Origin of the sequence: Aminobacter sp. SR38 (assembly GCF_014843375.1) — a bacterium.
GTDB lineage: Bacteria > Pseudomonadota > Alphaproteobacteria > Rhizobiales > Rhizobiaceae > Aminobacter > Aminobacter ciceronei.
Genome location: NZ_CP062112.1, coordinates 5,048,854 through 5,072,662, shown reverse-complemented (window position 1 = coordinate 5,072,662; position 23,809 = coordinate 5,048,854). Strand labels below are relative to the sequence as shown.

The following is a 23,809-nucleotide window of genomic DNA, read 5'->3' as shown; positions in this document are numbered from 1 at the left end:
CAGGACGCTTCTGCGCGCCCAGAATCAAGGGTAGGAAGCCAGCGTTGCCCCAGCTTCTTGGCCGAATTCTGGCTTCACGCCAAGCAGAGACGCCGAACGGCGGATAATGTTGGCGACCATGGGTGCCGCGTTGAAGCCCGCCGTTGCGCCCACGCCCGGATGTTCACGCTTGGGTTCGTCGACGATGGTCAACACGACGTATTTCGGATTGTCCATCGGAAATGCCGCAAGAAAGGCGTTGAAACGGACGTCGGAGGAGTAGCGGCCGTTGACGACCTTCTCGGCGGTACCGGTCTTGCCGCCGACACGGTAGCCCTCGACCTGCGCTCGCGCGCCTGAACCGCCCGACCCCTTGGTCGCGTTGAGCTTGTAGAGATACCTCATATCCTCGCTGGTCTGCGGCTTGATGACCTGCGTCGCAACCGCGTCGGCCTCGGCCTCGGTCCGCGTCAGGAAAGTCGGCGGTATCAGCTTGCCGCCATTCATCAAGGCGGCGGCGCCAACCGCTGTCTGTAGCGGCGTCGTCGACATGCCGTGGCCGAAGGAGATCGTGATCGAATGCACCTTCTTCCACACCTTCGGCTCGGTCGGACGGGCAACTTCGGGCAGCTCCGTCTGCATGCGGTCGAGCAGACCCATGCGCTTCAGGAACTCGCGGTGGCCTTCGATGCCGACAACATCGGCTTCACGCGCCGAGCCGATGTTGGACGAATAGATGAACACCTCAGGCACGGTCAGCACCCTGCCCTTGCCGTGGAAGTCGCGGATGGTCTGGCGTCCGATGGTGATCGGCCGGCGCGCGTCGAAGGTGCTGTCCATCGTCACCTTGCCGGAATCGAGTGCCATCGCGGTGGTGAAGCTCTTGATCGTCGAACCCATCTCGAACAGGCCCGCCGACATGCGGTTCAGTCGATCCTTGTCCTGGGCGTTGTAGGGATTGTTGGGATCGAAATCGGGCACCGAGCCCATGGCCAGCACCTCGCCTGTCTTGACGTCGAGCACGACGGCGCCGGCGGCGATGGCCTTGTACTTCTCCAGGGCGCTGACGAGTTCGTCGCGCACGATGTGCTGGACACGCAGGTCGATGGACAGCTTGACCGGCTTGAGGTCCTTGGCGATTGCCAGGCCCGAAGCCTGGAGGTCGGCGAGACCCTGATCGTCGATGTATTTCTCGAGGCCGGAAATGCCCTTGTTGTCGATGTTGGTCAGGCCGACGATGTGCGAAGCCGTTTCACCGCCGGGATAGAAGCGGCGCTTTTCAGTTCGGAAGCCGATGCCGGGAATGCCCAGCGCCATGATCTCGGCCTGCTGCTTGGGTGTGAGCTGGCGCTTGAGCCAGACAAAGCCGGTGCCGCTCTTGAGCTTGAGATAGGTCTGCTCGACCTCAAGGTCGGGCAGCACGGTGGTGAGCTTCTCAATCGCCTCGTCGGCATCGACGATGCGACGCGGCTCGGCGAACAGCGACGACGTCTTGATGTCGGTGGCAAGCACCTCCCCGTTGCGATCGACGATATCGGGACGCGACGCCGTGACGCGCGATTCAGGTCCCGAAGACGTCTCGGGGTCCTGCATGCCGAGATAGACGAGACGTCCGGCAATCGTCGCATAGATGCCGAAGAACACCGCCATGGTCATGACGACGCGGTTGCGCGTGCGGCCGCCGGTCGCCTTGCGCGCGCTGTCGACGACGATCGAGGGCTTGCCTTCACCCTTGCCGCGCTTCCTGCCAAGCAAGCCGATCATCGGGCAATCCCTCCGGTCACGGTCTGGTCGGGTGCGGCTTCGGCAACGCCGCCGAAACGCTCCGATGTGATGTCTTCGATGGTCAACTGGCGTTCCGGCAGATCGTTCAGGCCAACAATCTGGCGCGCATCCACCGGCTGCAGCTTGAGTTCGGCCTCATAGACCTGTGACAGCTTCTGCAGGCGCGCGGGCTGGGTGAGCAGGCTCCAGTCCGCTTTCAACAGGTCGATCGTGTCTTCCTCGAAGCGAATCTGCGCCTCGATCTTGTTGACGGCCTTGAGCTGGTTCTCGGCCTCATCCTTGGTCTTGTAGGTGAACGCCGCTGCGCCAACCATGACGGCGATCAGCACGATGTCACTGGTGCGGAACATGGTTCACCTTTCTCCCGACTGGCTGACGTCGGGAAGCTTCGGAAGCCCGAAAATGGAAAAGTCTTCGGCGCGCGGTGCAGCCGTCGTGCGAACGGCAGCCCTGAGTTTGGCCGAACGCGAACGCGGATTGATTGCCGTCTCGGCGTCGCTCGGACCGACAGCACCGCCGGCCTTGTCGAAGGTCGTGGCGATGGTTTCGAGTTCCGGCATGTAGCGCGACCGCGACGGGCTCGACGAGCGGTCGGTGATGAAGCGCTTGACGATGCGGTCTTCGAGCGAATGGAAGGTGACGACCACAAGCCGCCCGCCGGGCTTCAGTGCACGCTCGGCTGCGAACAACGCCCGCGCCAGTTCGCCAAGCTCGTCGTTGACATAGATGCGCAGCGCCTGGAACACGCGCGTCGCCGGATGAATCTTGTCCTTCGGCGCGCGACCGATATGGGTCTCGATGGCGTCTGCCAGGTCGAGCGTGCGCTCGAACGGGCGGCGCTCGCGGCGGCTTTCGATCATACGGGCGATACGCCCGGCGTGGCGCTCCTCACCGAGGAAACCGAAGATGCGGGCAAGATCGCCTGATTTGAAGCGGTTGACGACGTCGGCGGCGCTGGCACCGGCCTGGGCCATGCGCATGTCGAGCGGACCGTCGGCGCGAAAGGAAAAGCCGCGCTGCGCCTGGTCGAGCTGCATTGACGACACGCCGATATCGAGCACGACACCGTCGACGAGCTCGACATGCTCGTCGAGGCTGGAGAATGGCGCCTGGACGAGACGGAGCTTGCCGCTCGACTGCGCTTCGAGCTCGCGCCCGGCTGCAATGGCATCAGGATCGCGGTCGATTGCCACCACCGACGCGCCGGCCGCGAGAATAGCCCTGGTATAGCCGCCGGCACCGAACGTGCCGTCGACGACCACGTCGCCCGGCTGCGGATGAAGCGCCTTCAGAACTTCGGCGAGGAGGACCGGAATGTGGCGGGCCGGTCCGCCGACTGCAAGATGGTCATCGCCGTGGCCAGCCGTCATTCCGGTCGCTCCCCAGGCTTCGTCCCCTGCCGAAGCTTCAGGAGCCGGGCGCGCACGTCCGCGCCATGGCTGCGCAGCCGCTCCGGCTCCCACATCTGAAAAAACTGCCCCCGCCCGACAAAGGCCACGTCGGTGGTGATCCCCGTATGCTCGCGCAGGAAATCCGACACCGAAATGCGCCCGTCCTGATCGAGCTTGAGGAAGGTGCTGTCGCCATGGATGAAAAAGGACATATCGTCCGCCGTCTGCAGGAACGGATCTTCTTGGGCGATGCGCTGCTCGTAACGGTCGAGCAGGTCGAGGCCGCCAACATCCAGCGCCGGCACGTCGAGTGCCCTGAGCGCATAGAGCTCGGCGTAGCCGCGCTTCTGCAATACGGCACGGAAATGCGCCGGAACGGAGACCCGCCCCTTCGCATCGATCCTGTTCACCGCGTTTGACAGAAACCGATCCATCGACTGATCCGGCCACTTCCGTGGCCGCGCCCCTCTTCGTCATGCCACCCGAGCCCCGATGGCCCGGATCAATCCCAAAAAATGCCTCCGTCGCAGGGCCAGCGCACTTCTACCTGCAGCCGCCGCGGCTGCCGGATCGGCGAACGCCTTACCCTTTACTGGAACGAAATCATGGTTACCGATTTGGGATAACATGGGGTGATATGGGCGTCAACGGGAACTGGGCACACTTGGCCGTCACCAGCGCCCTTTCGGACCCTTTCGCGGCTTCCTGATTTTTATGATCCCTTAAGGCTAACGAAGTCTTACGTGGCCCAACGCTGCGGCCCGGTTTCCGTCTTGCCGCGCAAGGACCTAGCCCCTAGCGTTGAGGTGTCATCTGCATTGCCAGGGAGAGACAGCAAATCATGTCCGAGACCATGAAAGCCCGCGCTGCCAGCCTCGCCCATCTGCGCCGTTCGAAACTCGGCGTCGGCGACCCGATCCCGGTGCCGCTGACCATGGCCTCGATCTATCACGCGCCCGGCGACGCGACGGGCTTCAACCAGTATGGCCGCTTCAGCAACGCCAACTGGTCGGCCACCGAAGAGATGCTCGGCCATCTGGAGGGGGCGCCTTGCGTGGCATTTCCCTCAGGCATGGGGGCCATTTCGGCCGCCTTCTTCGCCTTGCTCAAGACCGGCGACCGTATCCTCGTCGCCTCGGACGGCTACCACACGACGCGCATCCTGGCCGATCGCTTCCTCGGCGCCTTCGGCGTCAAGACCGACGTGCGGCCGACGGCAAGCTTTCTCGATGGCGGCTTCCAAGGCTACCGCCTCGTCTTCATCGAAAGCCCGTCCAACCCGACGCTCGACATCTGCGACATCGCGGCCGTGGCGGATGCCGTGCACAAGGCCGGCGGCCTGCTTATCGTCGACAACACCACGATGACGCCCTTCGGCCAGCGCCCGCTCGACCTCGGCGCCGACATCGTCGTCGCCGCCGACACCAAGGCGCCCAACGGCCATTCCGACGTGCTGTTCGGCCATGTCGCCAGCCGCGATCCGGACATCGTCGCCGCCGTCACCGAATGGCGGCAGAATGCCGGCGGCATTCCCGGCCCGTTCGAGGCCTGGCTGGTGCATCGCGGCCTGGAAACGCTCGAGTTGCGCTTCGACCGCATGTGTTCGACAGCCGAAATCATCGCGCCGCGCCTCAATGCGCACCCGGCCGTCAGCGGCTTGCGCTTCCCAGGACTGGAAGGCGACCCGTCGCACAATCTGGCCCGTGTCCAGATGGACCGCTTCGGCTTCCTGATCAGCTTCGATCTCGGCTCCGAGGAGCGGGCGGAAGCCTTCATCAATGGCTGCGAACTGATGCATGCTGCCACCTCTTTCGGTGGCGTGCACACCGTCGCCGAGCGCAGGCTGCGCCGCGGCGACGCGGTTACGCCGGGCTTCGTCAGGCTGTCGGTCGGCTGCGAGCCGGTGGAGGAGCTGTGGACCGCGATGAAGGCATCGCTGGACAGGCTGGACGGTTGACGGCAGTCAGGACGACGAAACGTCGTCGACCGAGATACCGCTATGGCCATGAAGGACGCACAGGATGTCTACGCGTCCGCCTCCAACACGACAGAAAATGACATGATCGACCTCGGCCAATCACATGCCCAGGGGCGCGGCCTCCGCGCCCTTGAATCAAGACACGCGAGATCGGCCACAAGCGATTGAAGGCATGGGCAAAGAGGCAAGCGCCAGCTGGCCTGTAAGCCGGGTTCTGTATGGCCCCCGCGCCTTGCAGCACGGGAACGTGGCGACCATTCTTCTTGGGCGCATGTTGCCATGCGCCTCACGCAACCTACCCGGGCGGTGAGCCGGAAACAGCCCTGAGGGTTTCCCCTCGCACCACCCCTATTCGGTTTTGCTCCCGGTGGGGTTTACCTTGCCGCTCCTGTTGCCAGTCGCGCGGTGGGCTCTTACCCCACCCTTTCACCCTTACCGCGAAAATCGCGGCGGTTTGCTTTCTGTGGCACTTTCCCTGGGGTCGCCCCCGCCGGCCATTAACCGGCACCGTGTATCCATGGAGCCCGGACTTTCCTCACCCGCTGCCTTTCGGCAATTGCGGGTGCGGCCGCCCGGCCAGCTGGCAAGGCGTATAGAATGGTTCACACGGCAAAAGGCAAATGAAAACATTCGCCTTCAGCGCACTGTGCGTCCGAATGGACGCACCCCGGACGCTCCAACTCGCTACATCTGCGCATCGTGCTTTCCGAAAATCGCAAACGATTTTCGAGCCGATGCGGCGGGATCCCCGAGCGGTTATCCGCCGATGCGGGCCTGGACTTTCTTGCAGTAGGCGGCGGAAACCGGGTTCATGCGCTTGGCACCGTGGCCGGCATTGTACTTCAGGATTGTGCCGCAAGTCGTGCCGCCGGAAAGCTCGTGAGCCTTGGCAAGGTACTTCATGCCGAACTTGATATTGGTCTCGGGGTTGAACAGGCCCTTGGCCGAACCGCTGTAACCCATCATGCGGGCAGTCGACGGCTTGATCTGCATCAGTCCGATTTCGCCGGCGCTGCCGCGGACGTTGGGGCGGTAGTTGCTTTCGACGCTGATCACGGCATGGGCGAGCGAAACCGGAACGCCGTAGGACGAAGCGTAGCGCGCGACGATCTCACCGTAAGGTGCGTTCGCCTTGGCGGCCTTGGCCGACTTGCCAGCCTGCTCCTTCAGCGACTTCGCGCCCTTGGCGCCGATCGAGGCGGTCGTGAAATTGTCGACGGCGGTTTCCTTTTTGGCGCTGCAGCCGAACAGATATGGGCAATCGTCGCCGATCTTGTTTGCCTTGGCTGCACTGGCTTTCTTGCTGGTTTCGATGATCGCCTTCGAGGCCCTGACTGCGCCGTCCTGGGCGTGAGCGGCAAAAGAGGTCAGGCCGGCGGCACATGCCACCGCTAAAACGGTCAAATTCTTCATATTATCCTTGTTCTCGAACAGGCCGAACGACAGCCGAAAGCCGTCGCGCAGCATCCCTTCCTAAACGCCGGAGGGCCCTCTTACGGGGCATGGCAGACTTAGCCGGCGCCTTGCACGGAAATGCATGTGACGGGGGAACTGGCGGGAAAAATGACCGGACAAGTCACAATGCGTGACAGGTTGTAATCTGGCGAATCACCAACCCAGGGCTAGTCAAGCCCGCCGGGAAGCGCCGCAAGTAGCCGCCGCAGCGTCGACACGGTCGATGAATCGACCACGCCGTCGACGCAGCTGGTGCGGAAGTGACGTTGAAAAGCCTGAACAGTTACAACCGTTTGCGCGTCGAGGCGGCCGGTGATCTCGACGCCGTAACCATAGAGCGCGAGCATCGATTGCAGCTCCTCGACAGCCGCCCCGCCGTCGCCCGGTTGCAGCAGCGCGCCCCCTTTGCGCGGCGAAGGTGCGACCCAATGACCTATGCCGGACTGGGCCAGCATCCGCCACGAAAACTTCTCGCCGGGGTCGACCTTGCGTCCCAGGGCGACGTCGGAATGCGCCAGGACGCGCTCCGGCGCCACATTGTGGCGCTCGGCGATGCCGAGGCAGAGCTCGATCACCGCCCGCATCTGACGCCTGGGAAACGCGCGGTAGCCGAGCGCATGGCCCGGATTGACGATCTCGATGCCGACCGAGCAGGAGTTGATGTCGGTTTCGCCGCGCCAGGAGCTCTTGCCGGCATGCCAGGCGCGGTCGCCTTCGCGCACCATCTGAACGATGCGTCCGTCCTCATGCACCAGATAGTGCGACGACACTTCGCTTTCGGGATTGCACAGCCAGGACTCCGCACCATCGCCGGTTTCCATACCGGTGTAGTGCAGCACGATCATGTCGGGCTTCATCCCGTCGCGCCGCTGCCCGAAATTGGGCGAAAGCCGTACCTCGGCATGCGGTTGGTCGGGTTGAAAACCGCTCATGCGTGCCGGAGTCCCCTTTCGATCATCTCGTAGGCCGCATTGATCGCGGCGATGCGGGTGGTGGCGATCCTGATGAACTCTTCCGGCAGGCCGCGCGCGATCAGCTTATCGGGATGATTGCTGGCGACAAGCTTGCGGTAGTGTTTGCGCACATCTTCGAACGGCTTGCCGCGCTCGATGCCGAGCACACGATAGGGATCGGTGTCGCCGAGATCGAGATGGCGCGCCACGATGGTCTGGTAGTGCACCTCGTCGATGCGGAAGATCTCGGAGACCCGATGCAGGAAGCTGCCCTCGCACTGGTGCATCATGCCGTCGGCCTTGGCGATGTGAAACAGGCCGTCGAGGATGTCCTCCAGCATTCCGCAATTGGAATGGCCGGACCCGCACAGCTTGGCCATGCGTTCGGCGTAAAACTCGAAGCCGGCGACGTCCTGCTGGGCAATGTCGTAGAGCCGCGCGACGTCGCGCGCATGCTCGGGCGGGACCGCAAATATTTCGTAGAAGGCGCGCACCTCGGCCTGGGAAACAACCCCATCGGCCTTGGCCATCTTCGCCGACAGCGCGATCATCGCCACTGAAAACGCCACGCGGCGGCGGGTTTCCGCGTCTCCGGAAAAGACGGTGCGCACGGCCTCGACGACGTCCGCGACGCCATTTGCCGCCGACGCAGAGATACGCGCGATGAAGTCGCCGAGACGGTCCCAAATCGACATGGCCGCTTCTTAGGATGAAACATTCGCAAATGCGAGATGCCTTGGTGCCGCGCGCATAACTTTGTCGGCAACAGTCCGGCATCTGGACCAAAATTCTGGCCCAATGGAATTTCACGACGCAAAAGCCAGCTGCCGCTATCGATCTGCGTCATGGATGCACGCAACACCACCCAGCCGGCACGCACGGTCTCCCGCGAGACGATTGGCCTTGCCTTGGGCACGCTCGGCGTCGTCATCTTCGGCGGCACCCTGCCGGCGACGCGCGTGGCTCTTGCAACCTTTTCGCCCTGGTTCGTCACCAACGGCCGCGCGGCAATGGCCTCGCTTGCTGCGGCCGCGCTGCTGCTCGTCCTGCGCAAGCGGTTCCCCAAGGACGATGCGCCCGCATTGTTACTCGCCGGCCTGCTTCTGGTCTTCGGCTTCCCGATCTTCTCCTCCATCGCCATGCAAACGGTACCGGCGTCCCATGGCGGGGTGGTTCTCGGCGTACTGCCGCTGACCACCGGCATCTTTGCCGCCCTCATCGGCGGCGAGCGGCCATCCTCGTTTTTCTGGGCCTGCGGCGTCGCGGGCGCCGCTCTCGTCGTCACCTTCGCCATCAGCGACAGCGGCATGCAGCTGTCGTCAGGCGACCTGTTCCTGTTCCTCGCTGCCCTCTCGGCGAGCCTCGGCTACGTCGTGTCTGGCAAGCTGTCCCGCCGCATGCCGGGCTGGGAGGTCATCTGCTGGTCGCTGATCCTGACCGCGCCGATCTCCATAACAGGAGCCCTGCTGAGCTGGCATCCGGAGTTCGCCTCCGCCTCCTCGGCGCAGACATCTGCCTTCTTCTATCTTTGCTTCGGCTCGATGTTCCTCGGCTTCTTCGCCTGGAATGTCGGTCTCGGCATGGGCGGCATCGCCCGCGTCAGCCAAGTCCAGATGCTGCAGACCTTCGTCACCCTCGCCGTCTCCGCCTTCCTGCTTGGCGAACATGTCGGCGCAAGAACTCTCATCTTCGCGCTCGCCGTCATCGCGATCGTGGCGCTTGGCCGCCGGGCCCGGGTGACGCGCTAACCTCGACACAAAAGAAAAGCCCGGAGCGATGCTCCGGGCTTGCCTCCTCCCGCAACTTTACTGCGCGGGTGCAGCCGGCTCGACGGGCTTGGGCTGCATCGGATCGGTGTTCTGCATCTCGCCGCTCGTGCCGCTCTCCGGTGCCGGCGTAATGCTCTTGGTCGTGGTGTTGTCGGTCGCCGGCGGCGAGGCCTCGGGCGTGGCCGGTGCCGGGTTCACAGGAGCCGGCTGTTCGGTCACAGGCGGTTTCACGCTTTCAGTGGTCGTGCTGTCGGTGCCGCTGTCACTACAGGCGGCGACGCCGAACAGCGCAATGGCGGAAACCGACGCGAGAATGAACTTCTTCATAACAATCTCCTTTCGAGAACGGCCCGTTGAACGGGCGTCGGAGATGAAATGCGCGAGGTCCCGCACGGTTTCGTAACGTTCGGTTGCGCCCTGACACATAAGCGCCTGTCGTGCCGCCGTCATCGCACCGTCACCGCGCTGTCACGCCGGTAGGCTACCCGCTGCGCCCAACAACGAAGCGGGGAATCGCATTTCCATGACCGACGTTTCCGGAGAACTTGTCTTTCGTCGCGGCAAGAAAGTTGGAAAGGCGGTTTACCAGAACCGCGCACTTTCGAAGGAAGGCCTGTCCGAGCGGCTGTTTGCGCTGCTGTTTTCGGGCCTCGTCTATCCGCAGATCTGGGAAGATCCCGACGTCGACATGGAGGCCATGCAGCTTGGCGAGGGCCACAGGATCGTCACTATCGCCTCGGGCGGCTGTAACATTCTCGCCTATCTTACTCGCTCGCCGACCAGGATCGACGCCGTCGATCTCAACGGTGCCCACATTGCGCTGAACCGAATGAAGCTGGCCGCGGTACGCCACCTGCCAACGCAGGGCGACCTGTTCCGCTTCTTCGGCGAAACCGATGTCGAGCACAACTCACATGCCTATGACCGCTTCATCGCGCCACATCTCGATGCTTCGAGCCGCGCCTATTGGGAGCGCCGCAGCTGGCGCGGCAAGCGCCGCATCGCCACCTTCGACGGTAATTTCTACAAGACCGGCCTGCTTGGCCTGTTCATCGCTGCCGGTCACCGCGTCGCCAAACTCTACGGCGTCGACCCGGCCGCCATCATGGCCACCGGCAGCCAGCAGGAGCAGCGCCGCTTCTTCGACGAGAAGATCGCGCCGGTGTTCGAGCGCCGCATGCTGCGCTTCATCACGTCGCGCAAATCCTCGCTGTTCGGTCTCGGCATCCCGCCGGCGCAATACGACTCGCTTCTGACTTCGGGCGACGGCTCGATGGCCGGCGTGCTCAAGGCGCGGTTGGAAAAGCTCGCCTGCGACTTCCCGCTCGAAAGCAACTATTTCGCCTGGCAGGCCTTCGCTCGCCGCTACCCCAAGCCCGGCGAAGCCGCCCTGCCCGCCTATCTCGAGCAGGACAATTACGCCACGATCCGCGCGAGCGTCGATCGTGTCACCGTCCACCATGCCAACTTCACCGAACTTCTGGCCGACAAGGATGCCGGTTCCGTCGACCGCTACATCCTGCTCGACGCCCAGGACTGGATGAGCGACGAGCAACTCAACGCGCTGTGGACCGAAATTACGCGCACGGCCGCGCCGGGCGCCCGCGTCATCTTCCGCACCGCGGCGGAACCCAGCCTGCTGCCAGGCCGCCTGTCGCCGGCATTGCTCGACCAGTGGACCTACGAGGAACGGGCCTCGCGCGATTACACCGCCCGCGACCGCTCGGCGATCTATGGCGGCTTCCACCTTTATGTGAAGAAATCCTGATGAGCACGCCCGAGCTTTCGGCCGGCCATTCCGGGCTGATGGACAGCGTCTACCGGCATCAACGCCACATCTACGACCTGACGCGCAAATACTACCTGCTCGGCCGCGACCGCATGATTTCGGAGCTTGCTCCGCCCAAGGGCGGCACCGTGCTCGAACTCGGTTGCGGCACCGGACGCAACCTGATCCTTGCCGCGAGGCGGTTTCCCGATGCCCACTTCTACGGCCTCGACATTTCAGCCGAGATGCTGGTCACCGCCAGAGCATCGATCGCCCGTGCCGGCCTGTCGGATCGCATTTCGCTGGCGCAGGGCGACGCGACCTCGTTCGACGCCGCATCCCTGTTCGGTCGAGCCGGCTTCGACCGCGTCTTCGTTTCCTATTCACTGTCGATGATCCCTGGCTGGGAGCGCTCGGTGTCGGCGGCCCTCGCCGCTTCCACGGGTTCCGTCCATGTCGTCGACTTCGGCCAGCAAGAAGGGTTGCCCGGCTGGTTCCGCAAGCTGCTGCGTCGCTGGCTGGCGCGTTTCCACGTCACGCCGCGCGAGACGCTCGCCTCCGACATCGCCGCGCAGGCCCGCGTCGCCGGAAAGAGCTGCCGCTTCACCTCGCTCTACCGCGGTTATGCCTGGCTCATCGTCGTCGGCGGCGCCAAGCCTATCTGAGTGCTGCCACCAAAGCCGACAGCATCGCCTGCGGCTTGTAGCGCAGTTTGGACGGGGTCAGGCCGAGCCGGACAACCACCAGATTGGCCGACGGCACCATTGCCACCGTCTGGCCGTCATGGCCCTGCATCCAGAAGATGTCCTCGGGCAGGCCGAAGCCGACATCGGGATCCTCGCCTTCCGGCGTGCCGCCCTCCGGCCCCTGCAGCCACAACTGGCCGCGGCCGTACTCGCCAATCGGGGCTGCCGGCGCCTTCTCGCGCATCCATGCGACATAGCCTTCGGGCAGGATGCGCGCGCCGTTCCAGACACCATCCTGCAGCAGGAACTGGCCGAAGCGCGCCCAATCATGCGCCGAGGCGTAGAGATAGGACGATCCGGCGAAGGTGCCGCGCGCATCGGCCTCCAGCACCGCACTGGTCATGCCGAGCGGACCGAACAGTTTTTCGCGTGGCCAGGACAGGGCCTTGGCCGGATCGCCGACGGCGTCCTGCCAGAGGCGCGACAAAAGCAAGGTCGTGCCGCTGGAATAGGAGAATTTCTTGCCGACTTCGGCGGCCAGAGGCTTGGCCGCGGCGAAGCTTGCCATGTCTGGCTCGAGATAGAGCATGCGCGTGACGTCGGTGACGTCGCCGTAATCCTCGTTGAACTCCAGCCCGCTCGACATTGCCATGAGGTCGGCCAGGCTGATTTCGGCGCGGCCATCGGCCTTCCACGGCTCGAACAGATCCGTCTTGTCGACCGACATCTTGCCGTCGGCGACGAGCGTGCCGATGATCGCGGCCGTCACAGTCTTGGTCATCGACCAGCCGAGCAGCGGGGTCGAAGAAGCAAAACCCTCGCCATAACGTTCGCCGACGATCCGGCCGTTCTGCACGACGACGATGGCGCGCATGCCGGGGCCGGCCAGTGCCGCATCGTCAAGTACGGCCGTGATCGCCGGGTTCTGCGAGGCATCGACCTTCTCGCCCTCCGGCCACAGCGCCTCGGCATCGGCCGCGGGTGCGACCGGTACGGAACCCAGCGCAGCGGCGGCAATGTCACCGTCCGGCACGTTGCTGCAACCGGCGCCGTCATGGGCAACGGCAAGTCCTCTGCCGAAGACGCCGAACAGGCCCGCGCGCACCGTGCCGGCGCTCTGGTCGACGCTCACCGACATCAGCCGGAGCAATGGATGACCCGGTGCCTGGACATCGTCGGCCAGCACCTGATTGGCGTCGCGGCCGGCGAGGAAGACATTGGAACAGACGATCTTGGCGGCATAGCCGGAGCCGACACGGATCAGCGCCGGGGGCGCAAAGTACAACCAGGCCGACAAGCCGGCGACCACAAGGACAATGAGGGCGACCAGCCATTTCAGGATCTTGCCGATGATGCGCATAGCTTTCCCCGCCCCCCGACGTCATGCGTCCGCCATGGAATTGCCGTCATTCCTCCGCCAAATCTTTGAGGCTGTCGAGCGCGATCAACGGTTTATCAACCATGATCGGCGATCACAGAGGGGGATGTGCGGTGTCTCGGGGAAACCGCTGATCCATCGGAATAGTATCCGGGCCGCAGGGCCTGCCCCATGAACGATATGCTCTGGCCGGTTCCTGCCGGCCGCAAGGAGAAGTAATGCGCCGCGCTTCGGCTCTTGTGCTGCTCGCCTTCCTCGGCGCTTGCTCGACCTCCGACACCCTGTCGCTTGGCCCCGTCGGCAATGCCGGCAACATGGCCTCCGTTTCGGTCAAGAACCCACGCTTCAGCGACAGCGATCCGCACCAGTGGGAAAGCGGCGCCCCGTGGACCTACGCCATCCATGGCACCGATGTCTCCAAGTACCAGACCTCGATCGACTGGCAGCAGGCCAAGGGCAGCGGCATTTCGTTTGCCTTCATCAAGGCCACCGAGGGCGGCGACCGCGTCGACGACTATTTCGCCGAGCACTGGCGCGAGACAAAATCCGCCGGCGTGCCGCGCGGTGCCTATCATTTCTATTATTTCTGCCGGCCGGCCGCCGAGCAGGCGCGCTGGTTCATCCAGAACGTACCCAATGAGCGCTCGTCGCTGCCGCCGATCCTTGACATGGAATGGAACCCGCAGTCGCCGAGCTGCAAGCTGCGTCCGCCCGCGTCTACCGTGCGCAGCGAGATGAAGATCTTCCTCGAAATGGTCGAGAACCACTACGGCAAAAAGCCGATCATCTACACCTCGATCGATTTCTTCGACGACAACAACCTGTCGACGTTCCGCGGTTATCCCTACTGGCTGCGCTCGGTCGCCGGTCACCCGACGTCGCGTTATGGCAGCCACCCCTTCACCTTCTGGCAGTACACCGGCACCGGTGTCGTGCCTGGGATCAGGGGAGACGCCGACATCAACGTCTTCAACGGCAGCGAAGCACACTGGAAGAAGTGGCTCGCCGCCAACACCAGATAGTCCGGACTGCACCTCCGGGCTGCGCATTTCGCATGGCAGATGCGACAAGAAGAGGGGGTGCGGCCCTCGCCCGGTTTCTGTAGAAGGCGCGGCAAGACATTGAGCTGGCCGTCTGCCTGCTTTCGCCGTTCCGCGAAGGCCTGATCGGTCAAGCAGGAGAGCTGCCCATGAAGTTGCTGAGCAAGGCGCTGGTCGCCGCCCTTTTCGCCACCGTCGTTATGCCGGCAAACGCGCAGAATACCGCTGCCGTCACCCCTGCCGCGCCGGCAGCGACACTGGAATGCGGCGACGACTTCGCCACCTGGAAACAGAACCTTGCCAACGAAGCCCGGGCCGCAGGCGTTGGTGAAAAGGGTCTTTCGGCTCTGGCGAATGCCACCCTCGACCCCAAGGTGCTCGAGCGCGACCGCGCCCAGGGCGTCTTCGCCCAGACCTTCACCCAGTTCTCCGAGCGCATGATCAGCGACTACCGACTGAAGCATGGTGCCGCCAACCTGCAGAAGTACGGCCAGTATTTCACCATGGCCGAACAGGAATTCGGCGTGCCAGGCCCGGTCATTGCCGCCTTCTGGGCGCTGGAGACCGATTTCGGCGCGGTGCAGGGCAACTTCAACTCGCTCAACGCGCTGGTGACGCTGGCGCATGACTGCCGCCGCCCGGACCTGTTCCGGCCGCAGGTCATCCCGCTGATCACGCTGATCGACCGCAACGTGCTGCCGGCCGACGTCCAGGGCGCCTGGGCCGGCGAAATCGGCCAGACTCAGATCCTGCCGTCCGACTATCTGGCGCGCGGTGTCGACGGTGACGGCGACGGCATCGTCGACCTGCGCAACACCCCCGCCGACGTCATCCTGACGACCGGCAAGAAGATTCAGTCGCGCGGCTGGAAGCGCGGCGAGCCGTGGATCGAAGAGGTTCGGGTACCGGCCGAAATGGCCTGGGAAGAAACCGGCCGCACCAACAAACAGCCGCTGTCGAAATGGGCGGCTATGGGTGTCACAATGCGCGACGGCACGCCGCTCAAGGACACTGGCCTCAAGGCAGGCATCGTGCTGCCGATGGGCCGCAAGGGCCCAGCCTTCCTGACCTATGACAATTACGACGTCTATCTCGAGTGGAACCAGTCGGCGACCTACACGCTGACGGCAGCCCACCTCGCCGCCCGCCTCGCCGGCCAGCCGGCCTTCGACCGCGGCAATCCCGACGCCGGCCTGACCGGCGACGCCATGAAGGCGTTACAGCAGAAGCTTCACGACAGAGGCTACGACGTCGGCGGCATCGACGGCATTTTGGGCACCAACACCCGTGAAGCCATCCGCCAGGAGCAGATGCGCCTCAAGCTGCCCGTCGACGGTTGGCCGACCGACGAGCTGCTGGCGGACCTGTAAGGGAATAGGGAGGGATACCAACGCCTTGCCGTTGGAACCTCTCTATTCGCTAGTCGCTTCCAAACAACTCCGCCACGCTGCCGTGCCTTGGTTTCCAGCCAAGCTCGGCTCGCGCCTTGTCGCCGCCCAGCCGCTGGCTGATGGCATAGCCGCGTGCCCACTCGCCGAGCCGCTCCGCAGCCTCATCGACGGCAGTAGCGCGGACTGCCGGCTGCCCCATTCCCAGGTGCTGCGCCACGGCTGAGGCGATGTCGCCCACGCTCATGCCTTCAATAGCCGAACCGTTGTAGATGGACCCCGGCCGCGCTTTCTCCATGACCCGAATATAGAGGTCGGCAAGGTCCTCGGCATGGACGAGCGGCCAGACGACATCTGTCGATCCGATGACATCGACGGTGCCGTCCTTTCTCAGAGCATCCATGTAGGACGAGAACACCCCGCCCTCGCCGGAATAGACCATCGCCGGATGAACCACGGTGCCTTCCACCTCCGGCGCCAAGAGCACGCGGTTCATGTTCTCGATCATCCAGCCGAAGGCCGGCAGCGGATCGAATGGACTGTCTTCAGTCGCGGCCCGCTCCCCAGTCGCACCGAACAGCCAGCAGCCGCCGGTATAGACGAAGCGCGGCCGGTTCGGCATCGCACCGAGCACCGGCAGCAGCGCGTCAAGCAAGGTCGTCTCGACCTCGCCCATGTCGTCGCCAAAGTCGGCAGCGGCATGGATCACGGCATCGACCGGTGGAAGCTTGCCGGCCCATTCGCGCGGAGTGCGCAGGTCGCCGAGCAGCGGCGTGGCACCTGCAGACTTGAGGCGTTCAGCCGACGCTTGGGAACGAGCGAGGCCGATCACATCGTGGCCGCCCTCGACCAGGCGCTGCAGGATATGGCGACCGATGAAGCCGGTGCCGCCGAGAAGGAAAACATCCATGGGAATAGTCACTTAGCGCATGGTGGGCAACGAGTGGTGAGATGCGTAGATCGGAACGCGCCCAAGGCTATTCAAGCCACGATCATTGTTTCCCTGTTCGCTCTTCCCTTCCCTCACTCCGCCGCCATCGTCTCCAGGCTGGCGAAGCCTTGCGGCGCGTCGCCTTCGTCGAACGGCGTCGTCACCTCGACGAAGGTGTCGGGATAGAAGCCGTTGAAACGGGTGCGCAGCGACAAAGAGTAGGCGCCGATATGGCCGATTTCGATCCAGTCGCCGGAGTCGATGGTCTCGGGCAGCCAGAACGGCCGTGACAGGATGTCGACGGAATCGCAGGTCGCGCCGCAGACCTTGAACGGAACGATCTTATCGGCGTCACCGTTGCGGGCGCGTATCGCGGGATCGGGGATGAAGCGCGCCGGCAGCGTGATCTTGCCCGTCCATGAATCCGACAGCGACGCCCAGATGCCGTCATTGATGTAGAGCCGCCTGCCCTTGCGCAACAGCACCCGCACGATCAGCGATAGGCACCGCGCCACGATCACCCGACCCGGCTCGGCAACGAGCGGCATTTCGTCGAAATTGTATTCCTTGAGGTCGCCGCGCAAGCGCGACATGATCTGCCCGATCGAAGGCATGGCCGGCTTCTTGGAATTCGGATCGTGGCCGTATTCGGCCGGGAAGCCGCCGCCGACATCGAGTCCGGCGAGGTCAAATGACACACGATTACGCACCCAGTCGACCGAGGCGAGCGCCCGCTCATAGGTATCGGGGTCCTCGATCTGGCTGCCGACATGGAAACACAGGCCGACCTTGTAGCCGTTGCGGTTGAGCCGCTCGCACAGCTCGACCGCATTGGCCGGCCCGGCGCCGAACTTCTTCGACAGCTCATATGCCGCCGAGCCCTTGGTCTGGACGCGCACGAAGACGGTGATCGCGCCGGGGTCGATGTCGAGCGCCCGCACGACACGGTTCAGCTTGTTGATCTCGTCTTCGTGGTCGACCGCGATCACTCTGATGCCATAGGTCTCAAGCGCCAGGCGGATGTCGGACTGCGCCTTGACCGGATGCATGTAGATCATCTCGGCCTCAGTGGAGACTTCCCTCACCGCGGCGAATTCGCCTGGAGAAGCCACGTCGAACATGGTCACGCCGGCCTCGACAAGCGCCTTGAGCACGATCAGTTCGCCATTGGTCTTCACCGCATAGGCGGTTCTGCCGGGGAACATCTCCATGAAGGCGCGTGCATCGGTCTTCAGCACTTCCGGTCGGAAACAATAGACCGGTGCATCAGGGCGAAGAGCGAGGGCTGCCTCGCGTGCATTCTCGAATCGCTGCATGGAAGCTCCTCGTTTGCCGGCCAAAATTTAAACCAAGCGGTCCGCGATGCAACCCGACAGGGCTTGGCAGGAGTGTTGCGTCAGCCAAAGGAATCGGGTGGCCCTACCCAGGAATCGCGCGTAGCTGTCGAATGTGACGAAGCGAAGAAGGAAGCGGACATGAGTGCACGCGACTGGGCCAGGCTGTTGCTCCTGGGGGCGATCTGGGGCGGGTCGTTCTTCTGCGTGCACATCGCGGTCGCCGAGATCGCGCCGCTGAAACTGGTGCTGTTCCGGGTGCTCATCGCGGGAGCGGCACTGCAGCTGTTCCTGCTGCTCCGCGGCCCCTCCTTCCGCCTTGCTTTCCCCCACCTCGGTACGCTGTTCGTGCTCGCAGTGCTCAACAACGTCATCCCGTTCACGCTGATCTGCCTCGGCCAGACCGAGATCGGCGCGGGCCTGGCCTCGGTGCTCAACGCCACGACGCCATTCTGGACGCTGGTCATCGCCAACATCGTCACCAACGACGAGAAATTGAACTGGAACAAGCTGGCCGGTATAGGACTGGGCATCGCCGGCACCGCCATCATGGTCGGCCCGGGCATCGTCGCCGGGCTCGGCGGCCCGGTCTGGGCCAAGTTCGCCCTTGTCGGCGCCTCTCTCTCCTACGCCTTCGCGCTGATGGTGGCGCGCCGGCTGAGGGGCGTGCCGCCGGCAATCATCGCCACCGGCCAGTTGACGGCCTCATCGGTCATCATGATCCCGCTGGTGCTGATACTGTACGGCACCTCTGGCCTGTTTGCCGCCAGCACCAATGCGTGGCTGGCAACGTTTGCCTTGGCGCTGGTCGCCACCGCCTTCGCCTACATCCTGTTCTTCAAGCTGGTGGCTTCGGCCGGCGCCACCAACACCTCGCTGGTGACACTGATCGTGCCGGCGAGCGCCATGCTCTTGTCGGTAAGTTTCCTCGGCGAGCGGCTCGAGGCCTTCGAACTGGGCGGCATGGCGCTGATCGCGCTCGGGCTCGTCACCATCGACGGACGTCTGTTCAAGCGGCGCCAGCCGGCGGGCGCGTGAGCGAAATCGGGTCGCCATTGGGGAGAGCAATGCTCAGCTCGGGATTGCTGCAGCGCCGTCTTTCGCCTTCCGAAGGTGATTGGGCACTGTCGTGGCTAATCGATTTGCCACAATTTCTCCACAACCCTTGCCGGTGTGTTTACCAAGCAAATCCAACGGCTAAGCGTGAGAAACGCGTCGCATTTTCCACAATCTTGTCGCAATGCAGCACATTTTTCGCTTGTGTGTGACCGAAATGACCCTAGATTCCGGCCTGTGGCTTGCAAACAGGAGGCTATGCATGGGACTGACTAGGTCAATCAATGCAGTCATGATTTGCGCTGCCTTTGCCTTCATCGGCGCGCTTATTGTCGGAGTTCTTCCATAGGCCGTTCAACGGCGGAAGACCAAAGCACCTCCAAGGTGGAAGCTTCGAAAAGGCCGGGATCACCCTCCCGGCCTTTTTTGATTCCGCCCAGTCGGTTGCAACTTGCCGTCAGGCGGCTGCCGATCCCTGCACAACCGGCTGCGGCCGGATGCCGATCATGTGGCACACCGCCACCACCAGGTCGGCGCGGTTCATGGTGTAGAAATGGAAGTCGTTGACGCCGCGCTCGACCAGGTCGAGCACCTGTTCCACCGCCACGGCCGACGCCACCAGCGCATGGGTCTGAGGATCCTTGTCGAGGCCTTCGAAGCGCTCGGCCAGCCAGCCCGGCACATGGGCGCCGCAGCGCGAGGCAAAGTTGGCAACCTGGGTGAAGCTGTGGATCGGCAGCACACCCGGCACGATCGGAATGTAGATGCCGGCCTTGCGGGCGCGCTCGACGTAACGCTCGTACAGATCGTTGTCGAAGAAGAACTGGGTCACCGCGCGTGTCGCGCCATTGTCGACCTTGCGCTTCAGCATGTCGAAATCGGTGACGAAATCAGGGCTTTCCGGATGCTTTTCCGGGTAAGCCGAAACCGAGATGTCGAAATCGCCCTGCGCCTTCAGCGCGCCGACCAGCTCGGCGCCGTTGGCGTAGCCGCCGGGATGCGGCTGATAGGCAGCACCTACGCCCTCCTTGGGATCGCCGCGCAGCGCCACGAAGCGCTTCACGCCCATGGCGGCGAACTCTGCGATCACCTGGTCGACTTCCTCGCGGGTCGCGTCGACGCAGGTCATGTGCGCGGCGGGCGTCAGCGTCGATTCCTCAAGGATGCGCTTGACCGTGCGGGCGGTACGCTCGCGGGTCGAGCCACCGGCACCGTAAGTTACCGAAACGAACTGCGGACGCAGCGGCTCGAGCCGGGTCACAGTCTCCCAGAGACGCGCCTCCATGTCGTCGTTCTTGGGCGGGAAGAACTCGAAGGAAACACGGATCTTGTTGCCGATGTCGGAACGCCTGGAGAGCGGAAATTGGTTCATCAGGCAGTTTCCCTTTGGGCTTGCAGTTCAGGATTGGGATCGGCGACCAGCAGGCGCTTGTCGCGCGCCAGCCAGAGTTTGACGGTCAGGCTGGCCTTGGCCGAGCCGCGTGGTTCGAATTCCTGAGTCTCCTCGAGTTCGAGCCCGGCCTCGGACAGCCACTCCTCGATCTGCCGATCGGAGAAGCCGAGGCGCGCATGCGCATGCTCGGAGCGCAGGAAGTCGAGCCCGTGCGGGGCGAAGTCGACGATCACCAACCGGCCCGAAGGGCGCAGGAGCCGCGCCGCCTCCTGGATGGCGCGGGCGGGATCGTCGAGATAGTGCAGCACCTGGTGGATGGTCACGAGGTCGAAGGCATCGCGCTCGACCGGCGGCGAGAAGATGTCGCCCTGGCGCACCTGCGCGTTGGCAATTCCTGCCTTGTCGAGATTGGCGCGGGCAACGGCCAGCATTTCCCGCGACTGATCGATGCCGACGCCGCGGCGATAGATCGGGGCGAAAATTTCGAGCAGGCGCCCCGTGCCGGTACCGAGGTCGAGCATCGACTGGAACGGCCGCTTGCCGACCAGCTTGACGAGTGCGGCTTCCACGGCGCGATCAGGTGCATGCAGCGAGCGCAATTCGTCCCAGCTCGCGGCATTGGCGCTGAAGTAACGGGCCGCGCGCTCCTGGCGCTTGTGCTTGACGTCATCAAGACGCTCGAAATCGCGCACCACCTGGCTATCTGATGTATCGATGCTTGATACCAGCCCCTGCACGAAACCGCGCGCCTGGTCGGCGTCGGAAAGCCGGAAGAACGCCCAGGATCCTTCCTGGTAGCGATCGATCAGCCCCGCCTCGAGCAACAGCTTGAGATGACGCGAAACGCGCGGCTGCGACTGGCCGAGGATCTCGGTCAGGTCGGAGACCGTCAGGTCGCCACGTGAAAGCAGCGTCAGGATGCGAAGCCGGCTGGATTCGGCCGCCGCCTTCAAGGTATCTACCATGGTGTCGAGCGTCACATGCATCGGCTTTGGTTCTCGCCAAAAGACATAAACATATCTTTATGTGACGCAGCGAATGATTGCAACGCCCAATGTCGCATGCGGGCAAGAAAATGGCGCGACCGTGGGAGGCGGCATGAAGATGTTCGAACAGCGCGAGGGCGAAATCCCGCTCGCCGGCGATCCGGCGGCTGACGCCGACGACGCCCGCCTCGCCTATGTCGGCCGCATCGCCTCGCCCTGGAAGCAGCGCGAGCACTGCCCCAAGAACATGAACGCCGCCCGCGAGCGTGGCGGTGGCGCGACCGTCACCGTCGACGTCCCCTACCGTGCCGGGCTCGCCGGTCTTGCCGGCTTCAGCCATGTCGTCGTGCTTAGCTGGTTCGAACAGGCGCCGCGGAATCTGATTGTCCAGAAACCGCGCCATGCCTCTGACGCGAAAGGCGTTTTTGCCCTGCGCTCGCCTGCCCGACCGAACCCTATCGGCCTTCACGTCGCGGCGATCGTCTCGCTTGACATGGAAAACGGCGTGATCGAGCTCGATGCCATCGATGCGTTGGATGGCACACCGGTCATCGACCTGAAACCCTACTTCGCTTCAGTCGACGCCATTCCCGACGCGACGCGTCCGAACAAGGAAGCCTGAGCATGCCAGCCTCCACTGGCCGCCAACGTGCAGTGGCCAAATCGCTGACCGCGCTCCTGCCACTCGCGCCCTATGCCGACACGGAAGCCATCCGCACCGACGCGCTCGCTGTGCATCTGAAGACGCTGCCGCCGTCGATCGCCGTGTGGCTGGCGACCGTCGCCCATGTCCGCCATGCCCATACCGACTACGAGAAGCTGCTGTCGGAGGGTTACGACCGCGATTCCGCCCGCTTCTTCGTCATCGACCAGGTCAACGCCACCCTCACCCGCTGGCGCGCCACCCGCCTGCTCGACGCCGACGAGGATTTGGAATGACCGGAACGCAACCCAACAGCAGAAGTGCTGTGCCGCTCGACGAGCTCGACCGCCGTATCCTGGCCGCTCTGCAACAGGACAACCGGCTGTCCTTCGCCGAACTTGCCGAGCGGGTCGCCTCGTCGGCAGCCTCCTGCATGCGACGGGTCAAGCGTCTGCGCGATGCCGGTGTCATCATCGCCGACGTTTCGATCCTCGATCCTGTAGCCGTCGGCAAATCGCTGACAGCGGTGGTCAACATCGACCTCGAGGCCGAGCAGCGCGATCTTGTCGAAGCGTTCAAGCGGCAGATGCGCGCAGCGCCCGAAGTGACCCAATGCTACATGGTGACGGGCGGCGCCGATTTCGTGGTGATCGTCAACGTCGAAGACATCGACGCCTATGAGGCATTTACCCGCAAGTGGCTCTACTCCAATCCCAACATACGCAAGTTCCGCTCGATGATCATGCTGGACCGCGTCAAGTTCGAACCGCGCGTCGCCGTATAACTGCATTCGCTCTTCAAACGGCTCGATTGCATTGATCTTGTTTCAGCAAGGCCGGGATTTTGATCGGCCTGCGTCATCTGGCCCGGCATTTTGACCGAAATGGCGTATCGCGAGGCGGCATACTCCGGTCGATCATCCTGGACGCGGAGAACCAGCGACAATGGACGTCAAGCCACAGCAATTGCCGGCGATCGAACCCCGCCACGTGGATCCGTATGCCTATCCCCAAGGCGTCGCCTTCCTCGACGGCCAATATCTGCCGATGTCGGAAGCCAAGATCTCGGTACTCGATTGGGGCTTCCTGCATTCGGACGCGACCTACGACACTGTCCATGTCTGGAACGGCGCCTTCTTCCGGCTCGACCTGCATATCGAGCGCTTTTTCAGCGGGCTGGAGCGGCTGCGTATGTCGATCCCCTTCGACCGGGCTGGCGTCACCGAGATCCTGCACAATTGCGTGGCGCTGTCAGGGCATCGCTCGGCCTATGTCGAGATGCTGTGCACCCGCGGCGCCTCGCCGAACTTCAGCCGCGACCCGCGCGACGCCACCAACCGTTTCATGGCCTTCGCCGTGCCGTTCGGCTCTGTCGCCAATCCTGAGCAGCTAGAGCGCGGCCTGCATGTGTCGATCAGCCAGCGCGTGCGGATCCCGCCGGCCTCGATCGACCCCACAATCAAGAACTACCACTGGCTCGACCTCGTGTGTGGCCTCTATGATGCCTATGACAACAACGCCGAGACGGCACTGCTGCTCGACTTCAACGGCAATGTCGCCGAGGGCCCGGGCTTCAATGTCTTTGCCGTGAAGAACGGGCGCCTGGCGACGCCGGCAACCGGCGTCCTGCCCGGCATCACCCGGCGCAGCGTCTTCGACCTCTGTGCCGAAGCCGGCCTTGTCGCCGAAGCCGTTATCGTCAGCGTCGATGCATTGCTTGGCGCCGACGAGGTGTTCATCACCTCGACCGCCGGCGGAATCATGCCGGTGACCAAGATCGACGGGACTGACGTTGCCAATGGCAAGGTTGGCCCTGTTACCACAAGGCTGAAAGACGCCTATTGGGCGAAACACGACGACCCCGACTGGTCGATGCCGGTCACCTATCCCTGACCGG

24 protein-coding genes and 1 other RNA gene are annotated in these 23,809 nt (G+C 63.8%); 11 read left to right on the top strand and 14 right to left on the bottom strand.

Features of this window, described 5'->3' with window-relative positions; genetic code table 11:
- Positions 1–24: 24 nt before the first annotated feature.
- From IG197_RS24780 to mraZ, 4 genes are read right to left on the bottom strand one after another with little or no spacing between them, the layout of a single operon-like run.
- A complete protein-coding gene (locus tag IG197_RS24780; RefSeq protein WP_192315545.1) occupies positions 25–1,743 on the bottom strand; it encodes a penicillin-binding protein 2 in 1,719 nt (572 codons plus the stop codon).
- Complete coding sequence (locus IG197_RS24775) at positions 1,740–2,114, bottom strand: hypothetical protein (RefSeq protein ID WP_067960370.1); 375 nt, start codon at positions 2,112–2,114, stop codon at positions 1,740–1,742. The genes IG197_RS24780 and IG197_RS24775 overlap by 4 nt, the downstream gene beginning before the upstream one ends.
- 3 nt (positions 2,115–2,117) lie before the next feature.
- Positions 2,118–3,134: a 16S rRNA (cytosine(1402)-N(4))-methyltransferase RsmH gene (rsmH, locus tag IG197_RS24770; RefSeq protein ID WP_192315543.1), complete on the bottom strand. Its 1,017-nt coding sequence runs from the start codon at positions 3,132–3,134 to the stop codon at positions 2,118–2,120.
- Positions 3,131–3,589 (bottom strand): division/cell wall cluster transcriptional repressor MraZ, encoded by a 459-nt coding sequence (gene mraZ, locus IG197_RS24765; RefSeq protein WP_055969736.1) that lies wholly within the window; start codon positions 3,587–3,589, stop codon positions 3,131–3,133. The genes rsmH and mraZ overlap by 4 nt, the downstream gene beginning before the upstream one ends.
- A 407-nt stretch (positions 3,590–3,996) precedes the next feature.
- Between mraZ and IG197_RS24760 the strand changes: the two genes are divergently transcribed.
- Positions 3,997–5,112, top strand: a complete 1,116-nt coding sequence (locus IG197_RS24760; RefSeq protein WP_192315541.1) for a cystathionine gamma-lyase — start codon at positions 3,997–3,999, stop codon at positions 5,110–5,112.
- A gap of 208 nt (positions 5,113–5,320) precedes the next feature.
- On the opposite strand, the gene rnpB is transcribed toward IG197_RS24760, so the two are convergent.
- The 4 genes from rnpB to IG197_RS24740 form a co-directional block, all read right to left on the bottom strand.
- Positions 5,321–5,717, bottom strand: an RNA gene (gene rnpB / locus IG197_RS24755) — RNase P RNA component class A.
- A gap of 172 nt (positions 5,718–5,889) precedes the next feature.
- Positions 5,890–6,600, bottom strand: a complete 711-nt coding sequence (locus IG197_RS24750; RefSeq protein WP_083948550.1) for a lytic transglycosylase domain-containing protein — start codon at positions 6,598–6,600, stop codon at positions 5,890–5,892.
- Between the two features lie 155 nt (positions 6,601–6,755).
- Positions 6,756–7,520 (bottom strand): N-acetylmuramoyl-L-alanine amidase, encoded by a 765-nt coding sequence (locus IG197_RS24745; RefSeq protein WP_192315539.1) that lies wholly within the window; start codon positions 7,518–7,520, stop codon positions 6,756–6,758.
- Positions 7,517–8,236 (bottom strand): DnaJ family molecular chaperone, encoded by a 720-nt coding sequence (locus tag IG197_RS24740; RefSeq protein ID WP_115731414.1) that lies wholly within the window; start codon positions 8,234–8,236, stop codon positions 7,517–7,519. The genes IG197_RS24745 and IG197_RS24740 overlap by 4 nt, the downstream gene beginning before the upstream one ends.
- Positions 8,237–8,386: 150 nt before the next feature.
- Here IG197_RS24740 and IG197_RS24735 point away from each other — a divergent pair, with 150 nt between their 5' ends.
- Entirely contained in the window at positions 8,387–9,289 is a 903-nt protein-coding gene (locus IG197_RS24735) for a DMT family transporter (RefSeq protein ID WP_192315537.1), read from the top strand.
- Between the two features lie 57 nt (positions 9,290–9,346).
- Here the strand turns inward: IG197_RS24735 and IG197_RS24730 are convergent, their stop codons facing one another.
- On the bottom strand, positions 9,347–9,637 hold the full coding sequence (locus IG197_RS24730; protein ID WP_154386692.1) for a hypothetical protein: 291 nt from the start codon (positions 9,635–9,637) through the stop codon (positions 9,347–9,349).
- 196 nt (positions 9,638–9,833) lie between these two features.
- Here IG197_RS24730 and IG197_RS24725 point away from each other — a divergent pair, with 196 nt between their 5' ends.
- Both IG197_RS24725 and IG197_RS24720 read left to right on the top strand, forming a co-directional pair.
- The gene (locus IG197_RS24725) at positions 9,834–11,078 is read left to right on the top strand and encodes a DUF3419 family protein (protein WP_192315535.1); all 1,245 of its coding nucleotides are present in this window, start codon (positions 9,834–9,836) and stop codon (positions 11,076–11,078) included.
- Entirely contained in the window at positions 11,078–11,743 is a 666-nt protein-coding gene (locus tag IG197_RS24720; protein ID WP_192315533.1) for a class I SAM-dependent methyltransferase, read from the top strand. The genes IG197_RS24725 and IG197_RS24720 overlap by 1 nt, the downstream gene beginning before the upstream one ends.
- Here IG197_RS24720 and IG197_RS24715 read toward each other — a convergent pair.
- Positions 11,736–13,124 carry a serine hydrolase gene (locus tag IG197_RS24715; protein WP_192315531.1) on the bottom strand — a complete coding sequence of 463 codons (1,389 nt, stop codon included), beginning with the start codon at positions 13,122–13,124 and terminating at the stop codon, positions 11,736–11,738. The two genes, IG197_RS24720 and IG197_RS24715, sit on opposite strands and share 8 nt — an antisense overlap.
- 236 nt (positions 13,125–13,360) lie before the next feature.
- Between IG197_RS24715 and IG197_RS24710 the strand changes: the two genes are divergently transcribed.
- Entirely contained in the window at positions 13,361–14,164 is an 804-nt protein-coding gene (locus IG197_RS24710; protein WP_192315529.1) for a GH25 family lysozyme, read from the top strand.
- Between the two features lie 167 nt (positions 14,165–14,331).
- Positions 14,332–15,552: a lytic murein transglycosylase gene (locus IG197_RS24705; RefSeq protein WP_192315527.1), complete on the top strand. Its 1,221-nt coding sequence runs from the start codon at positions 14,332–14,334 to the stop codon at positions 15,550–15,552.
- A 49-nt stretch (positions 15,553–15,601) separates the two neighbouring features.
- Here the strand turns inward: IG197_RS24705 and IG197_RS24700 are convergent, their stop codons facing one another.
- A complete protein-coding gene (locus IG197_RS24700; RefSeq protein ID WP_192315525.1) occupies positions 15,602–16,480 on the bottom strand; it encodes an NAD-dependent epimerase/dehydratase family protein in 879 nt (292 codons plus the stop codon).
- A 113-nt stretch (positions 16,481–16,593) separates the two neighbouring features.
- On the bottom strand, positions 16,594–17,817 hold the full coding sequence (locus tag IG197_RS24695) for an alanine racemase (protein ID WP_192315524.1): 1,224 nt from the start codon (positions 17,815–17,817) through the stop codon (positions 16,594–16,596).
- Positions 17,818–17,976: 159 nt separating this feature from the next.
- Between IG197_RS24695 and IG197_RS24690 the strand changes: the two genes are divergently transcribed.
- Complete coding sequence (locus IG197_RS24690; RefSeq protein ID WP_067960332.1) at positions 17,977–18,873, top strand: DMT family transporter; 897 nt, start codon at positions 17,977–17,979, stop codon at positions 18,871–18,873.
- Positions 18,874–19,348: 475 nt separating this feature from the next.
- Here IG197_RS24690 and metF read toward each other — a convergent pair whose 3' ends face one another.
- Both metF and IG197_RS24680 read right to left on the bottom strand, forming a co-directional pair.
- The gene (metF, locus tag IG197_RS24685; protein WP_067960329.1) at positions 19,349–20,263 is read right to left on the bottom strand and encodes a methylenetetrahydrofolate reductase [NAD(P)H]; all 915 of its coding nucleotides are present in this window, start codon (positions 20,261–20,263) and stop codon (positions 19,349–19,351) included.
- Complete coding sequence (locus IG197_RS24680; protein ID WP_192315522.1) at positions 20,263–21,270, bottom strand: metalloregulator ArsR/SmtB family transcription factor; 1,008 nt, start codon at positions 21,268–21,270, stop codon at positions 20,263–20,265. The genes metF and IG197_RS24680 overlap by 1 nt, the downstream gene beginning before the upstream one ends.
- Before the next feature lie 118 nt (positions 21,271–21,388).
- Here IG197_RS24680 and tsaA point away from each other — a divergent pair, with 118 nt between their 5' ends.
- The 4 genes from tsaA to IG197_RS24660 all read left to right on the top strand — a co-directional run bounded on the left by tsaA (position 21,389) and on the right by IG197_RS24660 (position 23,805).
- Positions 21,389–21,892 carry a tRNA (N6-threonylcarbamoyladenosine(37)-N6)-methyltransferase TrmO gene (gene tsaA, locus IG197_RS24675; RefSeq protein WP_192319958.1) on the top strand — a complete coding sequence of 168 codons (504 nt, stop codon included), beginning with the start codon at positions 21,389–21,391 and terminating at the stop codon, positions 21,890–21,892.
- Positions 21,893–21,894: 2 nt separating this feature from the next.
- Positions 21,895–22,209: a DUF2293 domain-containing protein gene (locus tag IG197_RS24670; protein ID WP_192315520.1), complete on the top strand. Its 315-nt coding sequence runs from the start codon at positions 21,895–21,897 to the stop codon at positions 22,207–22,209.
- A complete protein-coding gene (locus tag IG197_RS24665; protein ID WP_192315518.1) occupies positions 22,206–22,697 on the top strand; it encodes an Lrp/AsnC family transcriptional regulator in 492 nt (163 codons plus the stop codon). The genes IG197_RS24670 and IG197_RS24665 overlap by 4 nt, the downstream gene beginning before the upstream one ends.
- 160 nt (positions 22,698–22,857) lie before the next feature.
- Complete coding sequence (locus IG197_RS24660; protein WP_192315516.1) at positions 22,858–23,805, top strand: aminotransferase class IV; 948 nt, start codon at positions 22,858–22,860, stop codon at positions 23,803–23,805.
- The last annotated feature ends 4 nt before the right edge of the window (positions 23,806–23,809 follow it).

Excerpts from the sequence above, each read along its gene's own strand:
- tsaA (WP_192319958.1), top strand. The coding sequence starts at position 21,389 with ATGTTCGAACAGCGCGAGGGCGAAATCCCGCTCGCCGGCGATCCGGCG.
- IG197_RS24660 (WP_192315516.1), top strand. The coding sequence starts at position 22,858 with ATGGACGTCAAGCCACAGCAATTGCCGGCGATCGAACCCCGCCACGTG.
- IG197_RS24750 (WP_083948550.1), bottom strand. The coding sequence starts at position 6,600 with ATGCTGCGCGACGGCTTTCGGCTGTCGTTCGGCCTGTTCGAGAACAAG.
- IG197_RS24705 (WP_192315527.1), top strand. The coding sequence starts at position 14,332 with ATGAAGTTGCTGAGCAAGGCGCTGGTCGCCGCCCTTTTCGCCACCGTC.
- IG197_RS24695 (WP_192315524.1), bottom strand. The coding sequence starts at position 17,817 with ATGCAGCGATTCGAGAATGCACGCGAGGCAGCCCTCGCTCTTCGCCCT.
- IG197_RS24680 (WP_192315522.1), bottom strand. The coding sequence starts at position 21,270 with ATGCATGTGACGCTCGACACCATGGTAGATACCTTGAAGGCGGCGGCC.
- IG197_RS24730 (WP_154386692.1), bottom strand. The coding sequence starts at position 9,637 with ATGAAGAAGTTCATTCTCGCGTCGGTTTCCGCCATTGCGCTGTTCGGC.
- IG197_RS24735 (WP_192315537.1), top strand. The coding sequence starts at position 8,387 with ATGGATGCACGCAACACCACCCAGCCGGCACGCACGGTCTCCCGCGAG.
- IG197_RS24720 (WP_192315533.1), top strand. The coding sequence starts at position 11,078 with ATGAGCACGCCCGAGCTTTCGGCCGGCCATTCCGGGCTGATGGACAGC.
- IG197_RS24780 (WP_192315545.1), bottom strand. The coding sequence starts at position 1,743 with ATGATCGGCTTGCTTGGCAGGAAGCGCGGCAAGGGTGAAGGCAAGCCC.
- metF (WP_067960329.1), bottom strand. The coding sequence starts at position 20,263 with ATGAACCAATTTCCGCTCTCCAGGCGTTCCGACATCGGCAACAAGATC.
- IG197_RS24745 (WP_192315539.1), bottom strand. The coding sequence starts at position 7,520 with ATGAGCGGTTTTCAACCCGACCAACCGCATGCCGAGGTACGGCTTTCG.
- IG197_RS24690 (WP_067960332.1), top strand. The coding sequence starts at position 17,977 with ATGAGTGCACGCGACTGGGCCAGGCTGTTGCTCCTGGGGGCGATCTGG.
- IG197_RS24775 (WP_067960370.1), bottom strand. The coding sequence starts at position 2,114 with ATGTTCCGCACCAGTGACATCGTGCTGATCGCCGTCATGGTTGGCGCA.
- IG197_RS24710 (WP_192315529.1), top strand. The coding sequence starts at position 13,361 with ATGCGCCGCGCTTCGGCTCTTGTGCTGCTCGCCTTCCTCGGCGCTTGC.
- IG197_RS24665 (WP_192315518.1), top strand. The coding sequence starts at position 22,206 with ATGACCGGAACGCAACCCAACAGCAGAAGTGCTGTGCCGCTCGACGAG.
- mraZ (WP_055969736.1), bottom strand. The coding sequence starts at position 3,589 with ATGGATCGGTTTCTGTCAAACGCGGTGAACAGGATCGATGCGAAGGGG.
- IG197_RS24700 (WP_192315525.1), bottom strand. The coding sequence starts at position 16,480 with ATGGATGTTTTCCTTCTCGGCGGCACCGGCTTCATCGGTCGCCATATC.
- IG197_RS24760 (WP_192315541.1), top strand. The coding sequence starts at position 3,997 with ATGTCCGAGACCATGAAAGCCCGCGCTGCCAGCCTCGCCCATCTGCGC.
- IG197_RS24715 (WP_192315531.1), bottom strand. The coding sequence starts at position 13,124 with ATGCGCATCATCGGCAAGATCCTGAAATGGCTGGTCGCCCTCATTGTC.
- IG197_RS24725 (WP_192315535.1), top strand. The coding sequence starts at position 9,834 with ATGACCGACGTTTCCGGAGAACTTGTCTTTCGTCGCGGCAAGAAAGTT.
- rsmH (WP_192315543.1), bottom strand. The coding sequence starts at position 3,134 with ATGACGGCTGGCCACGGCGATGACCATCTTGCAGTCGGCGGACCGGCC.
- IG197_RS24670 (WP_192315520.1), top strand. The coding sequence starts at position 21,895 with ATGCCAGCCTCCACTGGCCGCCAACGTGCAGTGGCCAAATCGCTGACC.
- IG197_RS24740 (WP_115731414.1), bottom strand. The coding sequence starts at position 8,236 with ATGTCGATTTGGGACCGTCTCGGCGACTTCATCGCGCGTATCTCTGCG.